Origin of the sequence: Microcoleus sp. w2-18bC1, assembly GCF_036700365.1 — a bacterium.
Taxonomy (GTDB): Bacteria; Cyanobacteriota; Cyanobacteriia; order Cyanobacteriales; family Microcoleaceae; genus Microcoleus.
The window spans coordinates 436,290-455,458 of sequence record NZ_JAUBOS010000001.1 but is presented as its reverse complement, the minus strand read 5'-3'; the positions used below and the strand labels follow the sequence as shown (position 1 = coordinate 455,458).

16 protein-coding genes are annotated in these 19,169 nt (G+C 45.8%); 10 read left to right on the top strand and 6 right to left on the bottom strand.

What is annotated here, in order from left to right; translation table 11 throughout:
- The first annotated feature begins 14 nt into the window (after window positions 1-14).
- Both QT979_RS01860 and QT979_RS01855 read left to right on the top strand, forming a co-directional pair.
- A complete protein-coding gene (locus QT979_RS01860; RefSeq protein ID WP_333228735.1) occupies window positions 15-1,337 on the top strand; it encodes a CO2 hydration protein in 1,323 nt (440 codons plus the stop codon).
- 319 nt (window positions 1,338-1,656) lie between these two features.
- Window positions 1,657-1,863 (top strand): hypothetical protein, encoded by a 207-nt coding sequence (locus tag QT979_RS01855; protein WP_172190588.1) that lies wholly within the window; start codon window positions 1,657-1,659, stop codon window positions 1,861-1,863.
- A 41-nt stretch (window positions 1,864-1,904) separates the two neighbouring features.
- Here QT979_RS01855 and QT979_RS01850 read toward each other — a convergent pair whose 3' ends face one another.
- The gene (locus QT979_RS01850) at window positions 1,905-2,375 is read right to left on the bottom strand and encodes a hypothetical protein (RefSeq protein WP_333307846.1); all 471 of its coding nucleotides are present in this window, start codon (window positions 2,373-2,375) and stop codon (window positions 1,905-1,907) included.
- Between the two features lie 183 nt (window positions 2,376-2,558).
- On the opposite strand from QT979_RS01850, the gene QT979_RS01845 reads away from it, so the two are divergent.
- The 3 genes from QT979_RS01845 (at window position 2,559) to QT979_RS01835 (ending at window position 3,424) form a co-directional block, all read left to right on the top strand.
- On the top strand, window positions 2,559-2,771 hold the full coding sequence (locus tag QT979_RS01845) for a helix-turn-helix domain-containing protein (RefSeq protein ID WP_242717445.1): 213 nt from the start codon (window positions 2,559-2,561) through the stop codon (window positions 2,769-2,771).
- Between the two features lie 87 nt (window positions 2,772-2,858).
- Window positions 2,859-3,071 (top strand): helix-turn-helix domain-containing protein, encoded by a 213-nt coding sequence (locus tag QT979_RS01840; RefSeq protein ID WP_006631308.1) that lies wholly within the window; start codon window positions 2,859-2,861, stop codon window positions 3,069-3,071.
- A 158-nt stretch (window positions 3,072-3,229) separates the two neighbouring features.
- Complete coding sequence (locus QT979_RS01835) at window positions 3,230-3,424, top strand: hypothetical protein (protein ID WP_333211449.1); 195 nt, start codon at window positions 3,230-3,232, stop codon at window positions 3,422-3,424.
- A 47-nt stretch (window positions 3,425-3,471) separates the two neighbouring features.
- Here QT979_RS01835 and QT979_RS01830 read toward each other — a convergent pair whose 3' ends face one another.
- The 4 genes from QT979_RS01830 to psaA form a co-directional block, all read right to left on the bottom strand.
- Window positions 3,472-4,008, bottom strand: coding sequence for a hypothetical protein (locus QT979_RS01830; protein WP_333211451.1), 537 nt, complete (start codon window positions 4,006-4,008; stop codon window positions 3,472-3,474).
- A gap of 1 nt (window position 4,009) precedes the next feature.
- The gene (locus QT979_RS01825; protein WP_333211452.1) at window positions 4,010-5,368 is read right to left on the bottom strand and encodes an AAA family ATPase; all 1,359 of its coding nucleotides are present in this window, start codon (window positions 5,366-5,368) and stop codon (window positions 4,010-4,012) included.
- A 164-nt stretch (window positions 5,369-5,532) separates the two neighbouring features.
- Window positions 5,533-7,761 carry a photosystem I core protein PsaB gene (psaB, locus tag QT979_RS01820; RefSeq protein ID WP_333307843.1) on the bottom strand — a complete coding sequence of 743 codons (2,229 nt, stop codon included), beginning with the start codon at window positions 7,759-7,761 and terminating at the stop codon, window positions 5,533-5,535.
- Window positions 7,762-7,871: 110 nt separating this feature from the next.
- Complete coding sequence (gene psaA, locus QT979_RS01815; RefSeq protein WP_333307841.1) at window positions 7,872-10,166, bottom strand: photosystem I core protein PsaA; 2,295 nt, start codon at window positions 10,164-10,166, stop codon at window positions 7,872-7,874.
- Window positions 10,167-10,815: 649 nt separating this feature from the next.
- Between psaA and QT979_RS01810 the strand changes: the two genes are divergently transcribed.
- From QT979_RS01810 to QT979_RS01790, 5 genes are all read left to right on the top strand, one after another.
- On the top strand, window positions 10,816-12,378 hold the full coding sequence (locus QT979_RS01810) for a hypothetical protein (protein ID WP_333307839.1): 1,563 nt from the start codon (window positions 10,816-10,818) through the stop codon (window positions 12,376-12,378).
- 83 nt (window positions 12,379-12,461) lie between these two features.
- Window positions 12,462-13,430, top strand: coding sequence for an arsenosugar biosynthesis arsenite methyltransferase ArsM (gene arsM / locus QT979_RS01805; RefSeq protein ID WP_333307837.1), 969 nt, complete (start codon window positions 12,462-12,464; stop codon window positions 13,428-13,430).
- 256 nt (window positions 13,431-13,686) lie between these two features.
- Window positions 13,687-15,111, top strand: a complete 1,425-nt coding sequence (locus tag QT979_RS01800; RefSeq protein ID WP_333307835.1) for a site-specific DNA-methyltransferase — start codon at window positions 13,687-13,689, stop codon at window positions 15,109-15,111.
- The gene (locus tag QT979_RS01795; protein ID WP_333307834.1) at window positions 15,092-16,090 is read left to right on the top strand and encodes a type II restriction endonuclease; all 999 of its coding nucleotides are present in this window, start codon (window positions 15,092-15,094) and stop codon (window positions 16,088-16,090) included. Before QT979_RS01800 ends, QT979_RS01795 begins: the two co-directional genes overlap by 20 nt.
- A gap of 179 nt (window positions 16,091-16,269) precedes the next feature.
- Window positions 16,270-17,910: a thioredoxin-like domain-containing protein gene (locus tag QT979_RS01790; protein WP_333307832.1), complete on the top strand. Its 1,641-nt coding sequence runs from the start codon at window positions 16,270-16,272 to the stop codon at window positions 17,908-17,910.
- Window positions 17,911-18,246: 336 nt separating this feature from the next.
- Here the strand turns inward: QT979_RS01790 and QT979_RS01785 are convergent, their stop codons facing one another.
- Window positions 18,247-19,047, bottom strand: a complete 801-nt coding sequence (locus QT979_RS01785; RefSeq protein WP_333211470.1) for a circadian clock KaiB family protein — start codon at window positions 19,045-19,047, stop codon at window positions 18,247-18,249.
- Between the last annotated feature and the right edge of the window lie 122 nt (window positions 19,048-19,169).

Below are 19,169 nucleotides of genomic sequence, written 5' to 3'. Positions count from 1 at the left end.
CAAAGGAAGAAACAATGGTACAAACCCCTAATAAACCAGCAACAAAACTACCTCCTTCTAAACACGAATTTGCCGAAGTAATTCACAGGCTAGAAGCAGGCGGTGCGATGATTCCAGATACGCCGGAAAATCTGATGCAAATCATCGCTATTTGGAAAGCTTACGCGGTGCCGATGGACTTTTACTGGCGGGACTTGCTTTACATCGCCGAACGGGTATTTTTACACCCCCTTCCTTTCTTTAAATACTTTTTACCCCAAGAGTATTTAGATTTACAAAATCACTATGCAGGTGACGGTGCAGATTTGCGGATTTGGCGCGGGACTGGCAGCGTTCACCCGGAACTCTTGGAGTTCATGGAGAAGGGTGAAACTGGTAAACTCCCGCGGCTGTTTCACCATTTGTGGCACGATCGCATTAACATGGAATTTGCGGAAGAGTGCATGAGGTCAATGCTTTGGCACCGGGGCTTGTACGTGCCCACCAATCAATTCGATCCTTATTTGGACAGTGACGAATATAAGGCTAATGCCGATCGGGCAATTAAAGCTTACTTCAAAAAAGACCCGTTCATGCTGGCACTTCACAAAGCATTTCCCGAAATGTTTTTAGAACAGTGCCGCCAAATGTCTTATTACAGCAATCTCGGTTTATTCTGGGAAGTCATGGCGCCGGTGTTTTTTGAGGTTTCCGACTTGTACGACGAAGGGAAAGTTACCACAGTCCCACAGGCGATGGATTTCCTAGTAAATGGCATATTTGCGATCGCCGGACGCCCGATTTACCACCACGTTCAAATCGACGGCGAAACCTACGAAATCATCCCCAAATCTAAGGGTTTTACTTGGCTTTATGAAGCAGCGTTACCTTACGTGGAAGCTGTATTTTATCGCACTTCACCGTTCCGAGGAACCAAATCTTACAATGCTCAAGCTAAGGAAGTTCCTGACGACCAAAAAGACTTCCACTACGGAGTTTTGTATGCAGACAAATTCCCGGTAGGTACGGCGGGGATTCCGCCGACTTTGCTAGCACAAGATATGCTGCATTTCCTGCCGCCTTATTTGATGGATTTCTACAAACAGCGCTGTCGCGGCGAAGATGATATTCTCAATCAAATTGGAGTGACATTTCAGCGATCGATGTACTGCGTTACTTCGGCAGTGTTTCAAGCGTTGCGGACGGCTCTTTTGTATCCTTTGGATGACCCCAATCCGAAGCATTTGAAGGCAAATAGGGCATTCTTTGAGGCTCAGCTTGATCGCTTCTGTCGCCCGGAATACGGTATGAAATATGCTGCGAAGCTCAAGAATATTCAGACTTCGGATTATAGGTAGTCATCGCGCATTGGGAATGGGGCATCTGGCATCGGGAATTTGTTATTGCAAAAACTCCTAAGCTGTTGGGCATTTAAAAGACGATAGTAGGGTGAGTCAGTACAGAAGTGTTTCCCGCATCCTTCGCGTAAGTGTTCACTCTTGACGCACCCTACAAGCCTCGTTAGTGGTTTAAATGCGTGACAGCTTAATGATTACCGATTACTAGGCCCCATCCGATTTTAGATTAAAATTACCAGTTGATCGAAAATCTAAAATGTAAAATTGTCCAAGATCCAATGCCAGATGCCCTATGCCCTATGCCCCTCCCCCAATAACTATGGACAGCAAAGATTTAGCCAAATATATCGAAGCAAAGGACGGGATTTCTAAACCTTGGCTGTTGGTGCAACTGCGGCTGAAAAAATTGCAAGAAAGGCGATCGGAGATTTCTGCTGAAGAGTATATGACAGAACTTACTGACCTTCACAAAGATTTAATGAATCTGGGGGAATGGTGGCTGGGAATCGAAGATGAAGTGTTTTAAAATTTAATTGAAAGTTCAAGTAGGATTAAGTTGATCGCACTTTAAAATTTTTCCATCAACTCTTTTTCTTGGGTATAGACATCTCGTAGCTGTTGCAGCGCGGCCCCAGAAATGACCGATTTAACAGTAGCTACCAATTGGCCCCACTCTAGCAAGCTGTCAACTGAAACAGCTTTTTTGAACTTGTACGTGTAGAATTTAGTCCAAAATGCTGGTGCTTGCTTGCTTTTCCAGCGTTTGTACCATCTGCCAAAATCTTGAAGTGCGATCGGCTGTACTTGTAAAATAGGAGGAAAATCGGCGTAGCTAACAAAGCGGCTGATGCATTTAGCGTGTACGTACACCATGTAGTGACAGCATTCTATGCGGTAAATCTCCTCTGCTGAGATATTGAACAGGAGTGCAACTGTTTCTTCGGTAACGAATCTCGCCAGCGGATGCAGGATTGGCGATTTGTGAATTATTCTCGATTCTGCGATCGTTCGCGATTTTGCTGGAGTTTCTGATATCATGGCTAGTAAACCTCTGGATATGGTTAGTAGACTTCTGGATATGGCAAATGCACTTTTTGATAGAAAGAAATAATCTGTCCAGATTAGGTTTTACAGACGATCGCTCTTTAGTTTTCCAGGCCGGAGGGCGGTCGGCTTTTTAGATGAATTTATTTTAAGGTGTTATAGCACCCATTGTCAAGCATGGGTTTAGTAAGAATTAAAGTCAGAGAACTAGCTGCAGAGAAAGGTTGGACATTCAAGGAAGTTTCAGAACGTTCTGGGGTAATGTACAACACTGTCAAGCATTATGCCCGTTGTCCAGGGCTGACAACGGTGGACTTTACTTTGCTGCGGAAGTTAGCTCGCACTTTTGATGTGATGATTGAGGATTTGGTTGAGGTTTTAGAGGAATAGTCGATCAGCCTTAAGTTGTCTAGACCGGAGGGCGATAGCTTTTTCAGATGCAATTATCTTAAAACGGAACTGCATTTTTTATCAAAAATGGGTTTAGTTAGAGTAAAAGTGCGAGAGTTAGCGGCCGAGAGGGGCTGGACATTCAAGGAGGTGGCTGAGCGATCGGGCGTGATCTACAGCACCATAACCAGCTATGCTCGTCGTTCAGAAATATCAATGGTTGACTTTACCGCCCTGTACAAGTTAGCGCGGGCTTTTGATGTCATGATTGAGGACTTGGTGGAGATTATTGAGGAATAGGTCGATCGGCATTAAGTTGTCCAGACCGGGGGCGATCGCTTTTTTCTATTTTTTACACTATAGCATGATTAACTGTAGTAAGTCAAACATTATTGCACTTAATCGGATTGAGGATGGTAACATCAAGGAAAGTTGTTATTAATAGTTGATTATTATTCGTGGCTAAAACTAATACTGCGATCGCGGTCAGTTCCGTGATCAAGGAAGTCATTCAAAAACAAGCGCTAGCGACCAGACTAACTCAGAAAGAAGTAGTGTATTTGGGAATGCTGGCAATTGATGCACTCGATAAGGAAAGCCGCCAAGAGTTGGCGGACAAGGTGCATCAAATGCAGATGAATGGGGAGATTTGAAGAGATAAGGGCGATCGCACTTCTCAAAATTTCAAGAACTGGCGAGCTTAGCTTTTTGATTGCTTGTATGCTCTTAGCCAATTTAAGCCCCGCTTAGCACCGAGTTTTTTCTGCATATCTTCCAGAGAACTGTAAACACGCTTATCACGGATCAGCTTTGCGTATCCATCTTTAACTCCAGGGATTGAGGTAAGGTCAGATTTTGGATTGTTAATAAAATCCAAGAAATCTGTAACATCTTGAGGCTCAACAACTCTTTCGTTCAGCTTTGACTGCAAAACAGCTTGTTCAATAGCCTTTTCTGCTTCTGGTTGTTTGGCTGCAATCACAAACACCCACAGCCTGACTAGATTAGCTGCCTTAGCTGCTTCATAGATGGGTAAACCAGTTAACAAATGGTAGTGATCTTCTTCATCGGTGAGACAAACAATCGGCAGAGACAGGTTAAAGTTCCAATCTGTTAGAGATTGCGAAACTTTTTTGATGATTGAGGTTGAAGTGCCTGAATTTTCTCTAGCAATTTCTATCTGATTTAAGACTACAAAAGAAGGTTGGCTCTCAATTTTTTTGTAAAAGTTGACCATGTTACTTACTGCTATTCCTTTCTAAGTGATCTATTTGCTTGACGATTTGTTTTGTCAAATTTGAAAATTGTGTTGCTACACTACTCGCTCCTCTATTCTGCTCAGCAAATAAAGAAAGAGGTTTGCGCTCATGAGAAGCTTGACCAACAGCGGTAGCTCGCTTTATCTCTGGAAGAAGAGGGATATCTTTAAATACCTTAGAAACTAAAGATTTTATAGTAGTGTGTAGATTGACATTTTCAACCATCATAGGAATTATTCCTAAGATATTTCCTCTCCTACCGTTGGTATCGTCGTGAATCTCTTCTGCATTTTTTATGGGTCTCCTAATTGCATATACTGAGAAATACTCCATTTGCGAAGGTATAATGATATACTGAGCAGCAAGGAGACCGTTCTGACTAACAGCAGTCAAGCTAGGTGGCGTATCAATAATTACATAATCATATTCTTTTGATAAACCCGTTTTTCTCAGGGCATTATCGAGCTTTTTATTGCAATATAAACCCAAGCTTAAGATGCTACTATCGGTTGTTTGGTAGCTGCTTGGGAGAACATCTATTTTACCGTTGGCCTGATTATGGAGGCTTAATATTTTATTCAAAGCTGAAGGTTGAATATATTCATTAGGTTTAAATCCAGGCTGATCGTATTCTTTGAGAAAATTTATCAATTCTTTTCGTTCCTTCAAAGAATCTAAGATTTGCACGAACTCTTTCAAAGTTGTAGCCTTATCTAACTCATCAGCTTTATTAACTCCCAAAGATAGACTAGCATTGGCTTGCTCATCCAAGTCAACAACTAAAACTCTATTACCTATTTTGGCTAATTCATAAGCGATGTTAACAACTAACGTGGTTTTGCCAACTCCACCCTTAGCTGTGTAAATTGCAATTGTACGCATTTTAACTGTATCCAAAAAAATTCTAACGAAATTTGCTACTGGTTGAACTTGTTCTGGGTTTTCTATATTGTGCTTACACTTTAGAGTTGCGAGTCCTTGTGTATATTCGTAAATCTCCACTAAAAACGGATCGATCAGTATCCCAAATCTTGTATTAGAGTATTTGAGATACGTTTGTAACTGAATGCGAGCTGCCGCATCAAGTCTAGTTTTAGCCGTCTTAATTTCAACCAGAAAGTTAATATACCGACTCAAGTCTTCTACTAAGAAATCAACCTCTTTTTGAGTCCAAACTATCTGACTATGGGCAGTCAGTTTAGGTACTTTAACCTTAAACTCTGGAATCCAGTGAGAATAACTACTCTTGCGAGGCAAACCCGCCATCTCTAGCATTGTCTGAACCAGATGCAGAGACACATAAGCCTCATTATTCCAGTCAGAAGACAGTTGAACCATGTTGAAGACTCAGGCTTTTCTCTATTATTACCCACAATGAGGTTTAGAGGATCGATCGGCCTCAGATTCCTGATTAACAGCTTCAGTTAAACAACATATACAAAAAAATCCCCCGCCAGAAGGCAGGGGATTTCATTTAATTACCTAGAAACCAGAGTTCAGAGTTACCCGAATTTCCCGGCTGTCGAGGCAATTACAAAGGCCGCGTAAGTGAGGACGTTGCCCACAGTAAAGTGAACTAGGCCAACCAAACGACCTTGGACGATCGACAAAGCAACAGGCTTGTCTTTCCAGCGAACCAAGTTAGCCAAAGGAGTGCGCTCGTGAGCCCAAACCAAAGTCTCGATCAACTCTTGCCAGTAACCTCTCCAAGAGATCAGGAACATGAAACCAGTTGCCCAAACAAGGTGTCCGAATAAGAACATCCAAGCCCAGACTGACAAGTTGTTAGTACCATACGGGTTGTAACCGTTGATCAACTGAGAAGAATACAGCCAGAGGTAATCGCGGAACCAGCCCATCAGGTAGGTAGAAGACTCATTGAACTGAGCCACGTTACCTTGCCAGATGCCCAGGTGCTTCCAGTGCCAGTAGAACGTTACCCAAGCTAGGGTGTTCAACATCCAGAATACAGACAGGTACATCGCGTCCCAAGCAGAGATGTCGCAAGTACCGCCACGGCCGGGGCCGTCGCAAGGGAAAGCATAACCGAAGTCTTTTTTGTCCGGCATCAGCTTAGAACCGCGTGCATCCAGAGCGCCCTTGACCAAGATCAAGGTGGTGGTGTGCAAGCCTAGTGCGATCGCGTGGTGAACCAAGAAATCGCCAGGTCCGATCGCCAAGAACAGAGAATTAGTACCGCTGTTAATCGCATCCAACCAGCCTGGGAGCCATACGTTGCCGTAGTTGGGCCAAGCGGTAGAAGCAATGCTGTCGGGGTTAGACAACAGCACGTCCATGCCGTAGAGAGCTTTGCCGTGAGCAGCTTGGATGAACTGTGCGAACACAGGTTCAATCAAGATTTGCTTTTCAGGAGTTCCGAAAGCAACTACAACGTCATTGTGAACGTACAAGCCGAGAGTGTGGAAGCCCAAGAACAGCGACACCCAGCTCAAGTGAGAGATAATCGCTTCTTTGTGCTGCAACACGCGATCGAGCACGTTGCCTTTGTTTGCTTCAGGATCGTAGTCCCGCACCAAGAAGATAGCTCCGTGGGCGAAAGCGCCGACCATGATGAATCCAGCAATGTACTGGTGGTGGGTGTAAAGCGCAGCCTGAGTCGTGAAGTCCTTACCTATAAAAGCGTAGGGAGGCATCGCGTACATATGCTGTGCTACCAAGGAGGTAATTACGCCCAAAGCAGCGAGGTGAAATGCCAGTTGGAAGTGCAGCGAGTTGTTGTAGGTTTCATACAAGCCTTGGTGAGGCAAGTTGAACTGCCCTTCACTCTTGCCGCCGACCAAACCAGCCTTAGAATCCAACATCTCTTTGATGCTGTGACCGATACCGAAGTTAGTCCGGTACATATGACCGGCAACGATAAACAGAACTGCGATCGCCAAGTGGTGGTGAGCGATGTCTGTCAGCCACAGGGATTCTGTTTGAGGATGGAAGCCACCCAAGAAAGTCAGAATTGCGGTTCCAGCGCCTTCGGAAGTACCGAAGACATGGCTTGCTGCATCTGGATTCTCGGCGTATACGCCCCAGTTACCACTGAAGAACGGAGCCAAACCGGCCGGGTGAGGTGGGGTAGACAAGAAGTTGTCCCAACCTACGTGCTGTCCGCGAGATTCGGGGATAGCAACGTGAACCATGTGACCAGTCCAAGCCAAAGAGCTGACACCGAACAAACCAGCCAAGTGGTGGTTGAGGCGAGATTCAGCATTTTTGAACCAAGACAAGCTGGGGCGGTACTTGGGCTGGAGGTGCAACCAACCTGCGAACAGGAAGACAGCCGCCAGTAGTAGCAAGAAGATAGCTCCTTGATACAGGTCGGCGTTTGTCCGAATCCCTTGGGTGAACCACCAATGGTAGACACCGGAGTAAGAGATATCCACCGGGTTAGAAGCGCCCCCTTGAGTGAAAGCTTCTACTGCAGGAGCGCCGAATTGCGGGTCCCAAATCGCGTGAGCGATCGGGCGGACGTTTAGAGGGTCTTTAATCCACTGTTCAAAGTTACCTTGCCATGCTACGTGGAACAGGCTGCCCGATGTCCACAAGAAAATGATTGCTAGGTGGCCGAAGTGAGAAGCAAAAATCTTTTGGTAAAGATTTTCTTCGGTCATGCCATCGTGGCTTTCAAAGTCGTGTGCTGTGGCAATCCCGTACCAGATCCGCCGTGTGGTCGGGTCTTGGGCAAGGTCTTGGCTAAATTTTGGAAATTTCGTTGCCATAAGCCTTGATTAATCCTGAATCCTGAACAAAATTGAAGGGATTCGGTTCGGAGTTTGGATTCTCGATTTGAGATTCCTCCCAAATCGAGAATCCAAAACCTAGGGGTAGTTTACCCTACCGAAATGATTCGCGCTAGGAAAAATGCCCACGTAGTGACAATTCCTCCTAGGAGGTAGTGAGCTACACCCACAGCCCGACCCTGAATAATGCTCAGAGCGCGAGGCTGAATCGACGGAGCTACCTTGAGCTTGTTGTGAGCCCAAACAATCGACTCAATAAGTTCTTGCCAGTAGCCGCGGCCGCTGAACAGGAACATCAAGCTGAAGGCGAAGACGAAGTGTCCAGCTAGGAACATCAAACCGTAGGCCGACAGTGCCGAACCGTAGGACTGAATTACCTGAGAAGCTTGCGCCCAAAGGAAGTCCCGCAGCCAGCCGTTAATCGTGATCGCACTTTGTGCGAAGTTGCCACCGGTAATGTGAGAAATTGTGCCGTCTGGCGATACTGTTCCCCACACGTCCGACTGCATTTTCCAGCTAAAGTGGAAAATCACGATCGAGATGCAGTTGTACATCCAGAACAAGCCTAGGAACACGTGATCCCAACCAGAAACTTGGCAGGTGCCGCCACGGCCGGGGCCGTCGCAAGGGAACCGGAAGCCCAAGTTGCCTTTGTCAGGAACCAAGCGAGAACTGCGTGCAAACAACACGCCTTTCAAAAGAATCAGGACTGTAACGTGAATGGTGAAAGCGTGGATGTGGTGGATCATGAAATCCGCCGTACCCAACTCGATCGGCATCATCGCTACTTTGCCGGCTATTACTACTGCACCGCCGCCAAAAGCGTGGCTAACGATTTCCGTAGCATTAGGCGCTGTTGTGCCCGGAGCCAAAGCGTGGATGTTTTGCACCCACTGGGCAAATATCGGACGCAACTGAATCCCGGTATCCGAGAACAAATCTTGAGGACGACCGAAAGCGCGCATCGTGTCGTTGTGAACGTACAAACCGAAGCTGTGGAAGCCCAAGAATATACAAACCCAGTTCAGGTGGGAAATGATCGCATCTCTATGACGGATCACGCGATCCAACAAGTTGTTGACATTTCCAGCGGGATCGTAATCCCGAACCATGAAGATTGCTCCGTGAGCGGCTGCTCCAACAATCAGGAATCCGCCAATCCACATGTGGTGGGTGAACAGGGATAGCTGAGTCGGGTAGTCGGTCGCGATGTACGGATAGGGAGGCATCGCGTACATATGTTGGGCGACGATGATGCTCAAAGAGCCCATCAGTGCCAAGTTAATCGACAGTTGCGCGTGCCAAGAATTAGTCAGGATTTCGTAGAGACCTTTGTGACCTTCACCAGTGAAGGGGCCTTTGTGGTTCTCTAGGATTTCTTTCATGCTGTGGCCGATGCCCCAGTTCGTCCGGTACATATGACCAGCGACGATGAATAGCACTGCCAAAGCTAAGTGGTGGTGTGCTGTATCAGTCAGCCACAAACCGCCTGTGGTGGGGTTCAGACCGCCTTTGAAGGTCAGGAAGTCTGTATATGCGCCCCAGTTGAGGGTGAAGAAGGGGGTTAAACCTTTAGCGAAACTCGGGTAGATGTCAGCCATCAAGCCGGGTGTCAAAATCCACTCGTGCGGCAGGGGGATGTCGGCAACTGTTTTGATCAGCTTACCGCCGACTGTCAGCGGTGCACCTGCATCGATCGCGTCCATGCAAGCATTGATCGGCAGAGCAACGTGAATTTGTTGTCCTGCGAAGCCCAAGCACCCGCAGCCTAACAAAACTGCCAAGTGGTGGTTCATCATCGATTCCACGTTCTGGAACCATTCCAGTTTCGGAGCGCGGACGTGATAGTGGAACCAACCGGCAAACAGCATCAAAGCTGCCATTACCAGGGCGCCGATCGCAGTGCAATATAGCTGGTATGAGTTAGTGATGCCGTTGGCGCGCCACAATTGGAATAGACCAGAGGTGATCTGAATCCCGTGAAAGCCGCCGCCTACATCTGCATTTAAAATTTCTTGACCAAAAATCGGCCAGACCACTTGAGCGCTGGGCTTGATGGCTGTAGGATTTGTCAGCCAAGCTTCGTAATTGGAAAATTTAGCGCCGTGGAAATATGCGCCACTCAACCATACGAAGATTACTGCCAAGTGGCCGAAGTGAGCGCTAAAGATTTTGCGCGAAACGTCTTCTAAGTCACTTGTATGACTGTCAAAGTCGTGAGCGTTAGCGTGGAGGTTCCAAATCCAAGTGGTGGTTTTTGGCCCCTTAGCTAGAGTGCGATCAAAATGACCGGGTTTTGACCACTTCTCGAAAGAAGTTGGAACCGGATTTTTATCGACTACTACCCTAGCTTTTACCTCTCGCTCTGGAGGACTAATGGTCATGAAGACTCTCCTCTCGGTAAGACAAGGAACGAGAACTGAACACTGTACCGGACACTCCCCACGCTTGATTAGGCGGGGGATTCTCGAAAAAGCCGACACTTCACTGCACTTTACTCTTTGCAGAGCTAGACGCAGGTGCATCGTTTCCCCAAGCATTTTGCTTCTGTGAAGAAGCCAGTTTCCCAGTGTCGCTAACAATGTGACTGGGTACTGCTAACTCTTCTCGCTATCTGGAGTCGCCGATCGCCTCCTTGATTCAGACTTGATACGGCTGCTCCTTTTGAGGGAGTTTTATGAATTATAAGCTTGCTAGAGGAGTATTAATCGCTTGTTAACAATACTTAAAAAAGCCTCTATTCTTGATGTAATAACGCCTTTAAATCCCACAGTCGCTCTAAAAAGTCAAGGGGTACTGCCATTAACTTTACAAAACTCAAAGATAAGGTAATTTAGGAATACTCATTTGTAGATATATGTTTGTTTTGGAAAAAGGCTGCAGCAATTAAGAGTAGGAGACGATGGGTTGCCCGCTGCTGCCTCAATCCGGGTTCCTACGCGGCTTTGGAATTCCGAAGTCGGCAATTCCCCAATACTAAATTCATTTTTGGGCTATAGTTCCCTATGAGAAGGCTTCTAGGAGTATGGTTGCGTGATTGGGATCAATTGGCACAGAACGGTTGCGGGCAGGCTGCTGGCATTGTTCGCAGTAGCAGTATTAATTTTGGGTTTAGCAAGTTGTGGCGCGGGCCATCCCGAATTGCCCAAATCAGGGAACAAGAGCGGCTCAGCTACCGCCCCAGTAAACAGAATCTCAGAGGTTTCTCCCCCAGAAGCCATTCAACAACTGCGTCAGGCTCTAGAAATCTACCAGCCTCAAATTAGTATTTTGAATCCAAAACCTGACGAAGTGCTTCAGGATATAAATGTATCTGTTGAGTTCCAAGTGAAGGACTTGCCCATTTTCAAAGATGCAAACTTGGGTTTGGGCCCCCATCTGCAAGTTTTATTAGACAACCAACCTTATGCAGCAGTTTACGATATCAACCAACCTTTAACGCTCTCCGACTTAGAACCCGGAACCCATACCCTGCAGGTGTTCGCCGCCCGCCCTTGGGAAGAAAGCTTTAAAAACGAAGGTGCCGCGGCTCAAACCACCTTTCACGTTTTTACCAAAACAGACGACAATAATCCCGATCAAACATTACCCCTATTAACGTACAACAGCCCCCAAGGCAGCTACGGGGCAGAACCCATCCTGCTCGACTTTTACTTGACAAATGCCCCTCCGCACGAAGTGGCGCAAGAAAATTCCCAAGATGAAATACTCGATTGGAAAATTCGAGCCACAGTCAACGGCCAAAGCTTTGCGATCGACCAGTGGCAACCTATATATCTTAAAGGATTCAAACCAGGGAAAAACTGGGTAAAGCTAGAATTAATTGACGAACGGGGAAATATCGTCAAAAACGCCTTTAATAATACAGTCAGACTGATAAATTTCCAACCGCTCGGCCAAGAGCCTCTTTCAAAATTAGTGCGGGGCGAACTAACAGCAGCAGAAACTCGCGGTATAGTCGATCGTAGCTACCAAGCCCCCGCACCCACACCAACCCCAACCCCCGAACCGACACCGACACCTGCATTAGAAAAAACACCAGTTGTCCAACCCTCACCCACGCTTCCAGAAACCCCTGTTACCCAACCGAACTTAGAGCCAACAGTCGCTCCCGAAGTTGCTCCCATTCAAGCAATAGAACCGACACCAACAGCAACTCCACAGTTAGAAGCGCCGAAAATTGTAGAACCAATTCCAGTAATAGAACCGACACCGACAGCAACTCCACAGTTAGAAACCCCTAAAATTGTAGAACCAGTTCAAATAATAGAACCGACCCCAACAGAATCTCCCCAAACAAAAAAACAGGAATATAAAGGATACTACAATCGGTTCCGCAACTTCCTGCATCAAGAACCCCAACCTGCTAATCCTTCAGAGCCACCAGCCCTGCCAGAAATAACAGAAAAAGCTCCAGTACCAAAAGTAGTCGCTCCCGCGATACCAGAACAATCTCCCAATCTTGTACCGCCAACGCCACCAGTTGCCGCTGAAACTGCTAGCCAGCCAACCAGCGAATTAGACCCTTCCGAAACAACAGTTTCCCAACCAGAAAATCAGCCAAAATCCGAACAAAAAGTCGAATTTGCCACCTAACAAAAACTTTCTGGGCTTCGTGGCATAGGCGTCCCGCCCGTGATCCATCTGCGGTCAAAAATCAAAAATTAGGACACTAAAAAATGACCTACCTCGAAACAGCCGCCAAATTCTACAGCGATGTTGCCGAAACACCCCAAATCGGGCTTTGCTGCGTCCAAAGCAGCCCCTTGCAATTGCCAGGATTAAAAATTCCCCAACAAATGCAAGAAATGAATTACGGCTGCGGAACAACCGTTCACGCCGCCGAACTCGTCGGCAATCCTTTCGTGCTTTATGTAGGTGTAGGCGGTGGCTTGGAAGCACTACAATTTGCATATTTTTCTAGACACAAAGGAGCGGTTATTGCCGTCGATCCGGTTCCAGCAATGCGAGAGGCGGCTGCACGAAACTTGCAAATAGCCGCCCACGAAAATGATTGGTTTGATCCAAGTTTTGTAGAAATTTGTGAAGGCGATGCTTTTGCGTTGCCGGTGCCGGATGCTTCTGTAGATGTTGTGGCCCAAAACTGCTTGTTTAATATCTTTGAACCTGCGGATTTAGCTAAAGCATTAAAAGAGACTTATCGAGTGTTAAAACCGGGTGGCAGATTGTTGATGAGCGATCCGATCGCAACTCGCCCCATTCCGCAGCATTTGAAGGAAGACCAACGCTTGCGGGCCCTGTGTTTGTCCGGCGCTTTGACATACGGAGAATACGTTCAACACCTTGTAGACGTTGGTTTTGGGCAAGTCGAAGTGCGGGCGCGCCGTCCTTACCGATTGCTGGACAAACACAATTATCAATTGGATGCGGATTTGCTGTTAGAAAGCCTTGATTCGGTGTCTTTCAAAGTGGATGTACCGGATGACGGAGCTTGCATTTTTACTGGCAAGACGGCGATTTATACGGGGTCTGAGGAGCTGTTTGATGACGGGGCAGGCCACGTTTTGCAGCGGGGAGTTCCGGCGGCGGTGTGCGATAAAACTGCTGGGAAGTTGGGGGGATTAATGCCGGATAAGGTTTTGATTACTGATTCGACTTGGCATTATAACGGCGGCGGTTGCTGTTAGATTTTTTGTGGCCGATCGCAAGTGCGATCGGCCACAAAAAAATTAACGGTGTATTGGTGATGCTGGAAAATAATTGCAGGGAAAAGCAACGATAAAATTTGGGATAAGCAAGAGGAACCAATGACTGAAGCTGTTATTTCTCTGGTTTATCAAAGAAAATTTACAAGGGTGGCGACATCAGCCCATTTTTGGATTCGAGATACTGGTATACTACGATCGACAGTTAGTTATTTAATAATTTGTAGTCATGGTAAATATGTCAAGCATCTCCAACATCGCCTCTGAAGTGGAAAGTGACTTTCTGGGAGAGATTGATAACCTTGACAGGCAATTACACGATCGCTTTCAAGACAAGTTTGTAGTCCAGCCCTCGCTTACGCGACTTTTGGTTAGTTTTCAGGCTAACAAAACTAGACCCATTTATAGGTGGTACAAGTATAAGGAAGCTTTCTCGGCTTCTCTGGTAGAGTTTTTATTCCAAAAATATCAAGTCATTCAAGGCAAGATTTTAGATCCCTTTACAGGTAGTGGAACTGCTTTATTTGCTGCTAGCGACTTGGGAATAGATGGTGAGGGGATTGAATTATTACCTATTGGGCAACAAATAATTAATACCAAAATCCTTTTAGACACTGCCTTTACTCTTGATGATTTTCAGCGGCTAAAGACATGGTTTAATTTGCAAATATGGAAACAATTTGAAAACCCAGTCACTCTGCCAGAATTGAGGATCACTAAAGGGGCTTACTCCGAACAAAATAAAATAGAAATTGAGCAATATCTTGGAGCTTGTTATCAAGAAAATACCAAGCTTCAATCAGTTTTAGTCTTGACTTTACTGTGTGTTTTAGAATCCGTAAGCTATACACGCAAAGATGGACAGTATCTTCGTTGGGATTACCGTTCGGGTCATGGCCAGTCAAAGAAGTCCTTCAATAAAGGTGAGGTTCTTGAGTTCAGTAAAGCTATTACCCAAAAATTTAATGATCTTGTTAACGACTTAGAACCTCCTACACAACAACTTGAGCTTTTTCAAACTCAGAATAATCAAGGCAAAATTAATTTGCATCAAGGTTCTTGTCTGAAGATAATGCCCGATTTGCCGGACTCTACATACGATGCAATCATCACATCTCCACCCTACTGCAATCGATATGACTATACTCGTACTTATGCACTAGAGCTAGCTTTACTAGGAACTTCTGAAAAGGAATTAATTAATCTGCGTCAGGAAATGCTAAGTTGTACGGTTGAAAATCACCCCAAAGATTTATTGGCTATCAATCCGGCTTGGGAAGTCGCTTTAAGTATTGCTAATTCGCAAACTCTGTTGCAGGCTATCTTAAGATATTTGGACAGCCAAAAGTCACAGGGCGTATTGAATAACAATGGTATACCAAGAATGGTAAGAGGATATTTCTATGAAATGGCTTGCGTAATACAAGAAAGCTTTCGTATCCTTAAACCTGGGGCATTTTTGTTTATGGTTAATGACAATGTGCGCTACGCAGGTATAAGCATTTCAGTGGACATGATTCTTTCTGATTTTGCTGAAAAACTAGGCTTTATTACTGAAAATATTCTCGTCTTACCAGGTGATAAGGGGAATAGTAGTCAACAGATGGGAAATTATGGACGTGCTCCTTTGAGGAAGTGCGTTTATGTATGGAAAAAACAATAACTCGAAACCTATGCGTGTTTATCGTAACCATCTTCAATCCAGTGACGATCTTGTCACAACCTATGAAGACACTCGTGCGGGTTTTGTTGCACTTGCCCTTGAAAAAAATCGACGCGCTACACCTTACGTCGCCCAAGCAAGAGCACTTCAAGAAGCTGCTGGTCAAGCTGAGAGTCCTGCTGATTTGTTAAATGTTAAGGGCATTGAAATGGGATTGTTGACTGCGGCAGGATTATCTGACAAGTCTCTTGCTCATTTGATGCCAAATGATAAAATTGAAGCTATCAATGGTCTAATCAGGAATTTTCTTGAGCCAGCAGGCACAAGTTTTGTGGAGGAATTGGTCTTTAGATTTCTACTGACTCGTGGTGACACGCTTGGTGGCTCAATGCGTAATGTTGGCGGAGCATTAGCACAAAGAAAACTAACTCGTGCTATCCTCTCGACTCTCACCATTGCTGGTAAGAGATATTACTGGCAACACTCAAAGACAAAAAAGTGGATAGCCATGACAAATGATGACACAGAAATTGAGTTGTCTTTACGTGGGATAAGTTGGGAGAGCGAGCTGGGTAATCGCACATTGATTTATAACCTAACTGTTCCGCTAGTCAGGAGCAATGTGGATTTATGTTTATTTAATCTTGCCCCGACGGAGTTGGTAGCCAGTCAATCCAGCGCAATTGACCCATCTATGGTGGCACCTTATGTTATTGCATTGGGCGAACTTAAAGGCGGAATCGATCCTGCAGGTGCAGATGAGCATTGGAAAACGGCACAAGCGGCACTAAATCGCATACGCGAAGCTTTTTTCCGGGTTGGACATTCACCTCTGACTTTCTTTGTGGGTTCAGCGGTGGCGACAAGGATGGCGGGTGAAATTTGGCATCAACTGGAAAACCCGACTCTCACTAATGCTGCCAATCTGAATGAGGAGAATCAAGTTGCATCTATTTGTCGTTGGTTATGTAATTTATAAAAGCAAAAACCGTTTTGACTCCGTGTCTGTTTTAACATCCTCCCTGACCCCCGTCTTGTGACACAGCCATCTTCGCTGTCTCCAAAAACCCTGCTTTAATCAGCTTCCTTCCCATCCTGCCAAACTTCCCGCTAAATTAAAGAAGTAAAAAAATCATTCACCCCCTACCAGGAGATGCCATGCCTCGCGTCAGAGCACCAGAATTCCCCGGAAACTACCCCTGGCTGAACACCGAAAAACCTTTATCCATTGAATCCTTAAAAGGGCGCGTCGTCCTCCTCGACTTCTGGACATACTGCTGCATCAACTGCTTGCACGTCCTGCCCGACTTAAAATACCTCGAACAAAAATATAAAGATTCCCTCACGGTTATCGGCGTTCACTCGGCTAAATTTGAAAACGAAAAAGAAGTAGAAAACATCCGCCAAGCTATCCTCCGCTACGATATCGAACATCCTGTAATCGTTGACAGCGGCATGAAAGTTTGGCAAAGCTATGCCGTTCGCGCTTGGCCAACTTTAATGGTGATCGATCCTGAAAGTTATGTCGTTGGCTTTGTTTCGGGTGAAGGCAATAGAGAAGCACTTGACGAGTTAGTTGGCAAGTTAATTGCTGAATACAAAGATAAAAATGCGCTTAATTTTAAAGAACTGCGTTTTAGCTTAGAAAAACAGCGCAAACCTGTATCAACACCATTGGCTTTTCCCGGAAAAGTGCTGGCATTTGCGATCGCTGCAACGGAGGCAAAACATCTTCACCAACAGGTTGCACTTTTGGGCGAAATGAGTCAGGAAAATGAATCTGTAGATGAAACTGTATTGCCAGGGCCTGCTAATTCAGTTATACAAAACTTAGTCGGTTCTTGCTTATTTATTGCCGATTCCGGCCACAATAGGATTGTTGTCAGCACCCTCGAAGGTGAGGTGCTGCACGTCATCGGTAGCGGCAAGGCGGGTTTAACTGATGGGGACTTTGAAGAGGCTGAGTTTTTTGCACCTCAAGGTATGGCTTTTGATGCAGAAAGTCAAATTCTATATGTTGCTGATACGGAAAATCATGCTCTCAGAAAGATTGATTTTACGACTCAATGGGTAGAAACAATTGCTGGTACGGGCGAACAAAGTCACGAAATTTCACCCCGCAGCGGCAAGGGTTTAGAAACGCAATTGAATTCGCCTTGGGATTTAGAAAGAGTTGGAAATAGACTTTTTATTGCAATGGCGGGTTCCCACCAAATTTGGGAAATGCAGTTAGACACTGGCACGATCGGCACTTATGCGGGTATTGGCCGAGAATCCTGTGTGGACGGGAATCTTGCAGAATCTGCTTTTTCTCAGCCCAGTGGCCTGTCTACGGATCGATCGGAGTTGTTTGTTGCCGACAGCGAAATTAGTTCGATTCGTGCTGTGGGTATAGATGAAGACCCGAAGGTTCGCACTGTTTGCGGTAGCGGTGAATTGTTTGGTTTTGGGGATAAAGATGGTCGCGCTGAGGAGGTAAGGTTGCAGCACTGTTTGGGTGTTGAATACGCTCAAAATTACCTCTGGGTGGCTGATACTTATAATCACAAAATTAAGCGGATAGACCACCGGGGCGGTACGTGCAGAACAATGATTGGAGATGGTACAGCAGGTTTGGTTGATGCTAAAGGTCTCAAGGCTCGATTTTTTGAGCCTTCAGGGTTGAGTGCGATCGGGCCTCATTTGTTTGTTGCTGATACGAACAATCATGTAATTCGGAAAGTTGAGTTGGATACGCTGGAAGTCACAACTTTGGATTTCCCCAGTTTGTGCGCTCCGGAGGTTTGTGTTCCTGATTAAGTCGATCGACCTTTTTCCTATTAGCCAGGGTTCTCAATTCTCCTGATTGCCCGATTGATTGTGGTCAAGTAGGGTGCTCTTCGGCGCACCTTACCACAATTTTCAAGCCAAGTAAGTTACCCTAATTATTCGCGGTGAGTGCAGTGCCTCACCCGCAGTTCATTCCTGGATGTAGAACCTCTATATTTTGGGTGTACGGCCCAAGAATACCTGACCGATAAAGTAGAACGTCAAACCACTTTTTGCGTATGACTGAATTACTAAATGTTGTTAATTCCATCGCTACTAAAACCGCGATCGCCCCTATTAAATAATCGCAAAAATCCTCGCCCCCATCTAAAATTCCGAATAACTCAGCAGCCGCACTATTTTTTCATCATCGTTCAATTCCCCGACAATTCGTCGCACGGGTTTGGGCCAGATTTTAATCAAAGTAGGAGTTGCTGAAATCTGATCTGCCTCAGCTTGGTCTGGATGTTTCAAAACATCAATTACTTTTAAAGTGTAGGGACGATCGAGGCATTGCTCTAAAAACTGGTGTAAAGTTTCTAGGGTGCGTTCGGTGCTGGGGTTGCTGCCGGAAACAAACAGACGCAAAACGTACCCTTGAGTTTGTGGCGGTGGGGTGAGTTCTGTTGGTTTGGGAAGCCGAGTTTGCTGCGCTTGCGGAAAGCCCAAGGGAGTTACTATGGAACTGCTCCAGTCCGATCGAGCTTCGGGGCTGGCATACTGTATAACTAAGTCGTGATTTTCCCAAAGTTCGGGGAATTGTTCGTGATAAGTAGCAATCGCCATCGGTTCGCACATTTCTTCGCTACGGGGATGCCACACTAAGTCGCCAGTCCCAAAAATGGCGTTCAACAGTGTTTGATGTCGCAGCACGGGGGGGTAGGCCTCGGCAGCAACCCGCACCTGCCTATCGCCTGGATCGAGCCAGGAGTCAACGGTTGCCGTGTAGCAAGGTATCAGAAAATGCGGCGGTTCTGACAAACCGAGGATCTCCTGTAGAGCTACGCACAACTGCAAATGCCACCGAGTTTGCTTGCGGGGGTCTATGCAATAGATTAAGTCTCCCCCTGGTGTAAACAGCGCAATGCCTTTGAAAAATTCCGGCAAAATAGGGCGATCGACTTTCAATTCAGTACACCAATAACAGTTAGCAGTTAACAGTTAACACTCGATTTTTACCAGTTAATAATTGACATTTGACCTTTATGAGCGGGTTTAACATTTGATAATTGATATTTGATAATTGTCAA

What these genes read in the sequence shown, in the direction of transcription:
- QT979_RS01860 (WP_333228735.1), top strand. Translation starts at nt 15, where the DNA reads ATGGTACAAACCCCTAATAAACCAGCAACAAAACTACCTCCTTCTAAA.
- QT979_RS01855 (WP_172190588.1), top strand. Translation starts at nt 1,657, where the DNA reads ATGGACAGCAAAGATTTAGCCAAATATATCGAAGCAAAGGACGGGATT.
- QT979_RS01850 (WP_333307846.1), bottom strand. Translation starts at nt 2,375, where the DNA reads ATGATATCAGAAACTCCAGCAAAATCGCGAACGATCGCAGAATCGAGA.
- QT979_RS01845 (WP_242717445.1), top strand. Translation starts at nt 2,559, where the DNA reads ATGGGTTTAGTAAGAATTAAAGTCAGAGAACTAGCTGCAGAGAAAGGT.
- QT979_RS01840 (WP_006631308.1), top strand. Translation starts at nt 2,859, where the DNA reads ATGGGTTTAGTTAGAGTAAAAGTGCGAGAGTTAGCGGCCGAGAGGGGC.
- QT979_RS01830 (WP_333211451.1), bottom strand. Translation starts at nt 4,008, where the DNA reads ATGGTCAACTTTTACAAAAAAATTGAGAGCCAACCTTCTTTTGTAGTC.
- QT979_RS01825 (WP_333211452.1), bottom strand. Translation starts at nt 5,368, where the DNA reads ATGGTTCAACTGTCTTCTGACTGGAATAATGAGGCTTATGTGTCTCTG.
- psaB (WP_333307843.1), bottom strand. Translation starts at nt 7,761, where the DNA reads ATGGCAACGAAATTTCCAAAATTTAGCCAAGACCTTGCCCAAGACCCG.
- psaA (WP_333307841.1), bottom strand. Translation starts at nt 10,166, where the DNA reads ATGACCATTAGTCCTCCAGAGCGAGAGGTAAAAGCTAGGGTAGTAGTC.
- arsM (WP_333307837.1), top strand. Translation starts at nt 12,462, where the DNA reads ATGACCTACCTCGAAACAGCCGCCAAATTCTACAGCGATGTTGCCGAA.
- QT979_RS01800 (WP_333307835.1), top strand. Translation starts at nt 13,687, where the DNA reads ATGTCAAGCATCTCCAACATCGCCTCTGAAGTGGAAAGTGACTTTCTG.
- QT979_RS01795 (WP_333307834.1), top strand. Translation starts at nt 15,092, where the DNA reads ATGTATGGAAAAAACAATAACTCGAAACCTATGCGTGTTTATCGTAAC.
- QT979_RS01790 (WP_333307832.1), top strand. Translation starts at nt 16,270, where the DNA reads ATGCCTCGCGTCAGAGCACCAGAATTCCCCGGAAACTACCCCTGGCTG.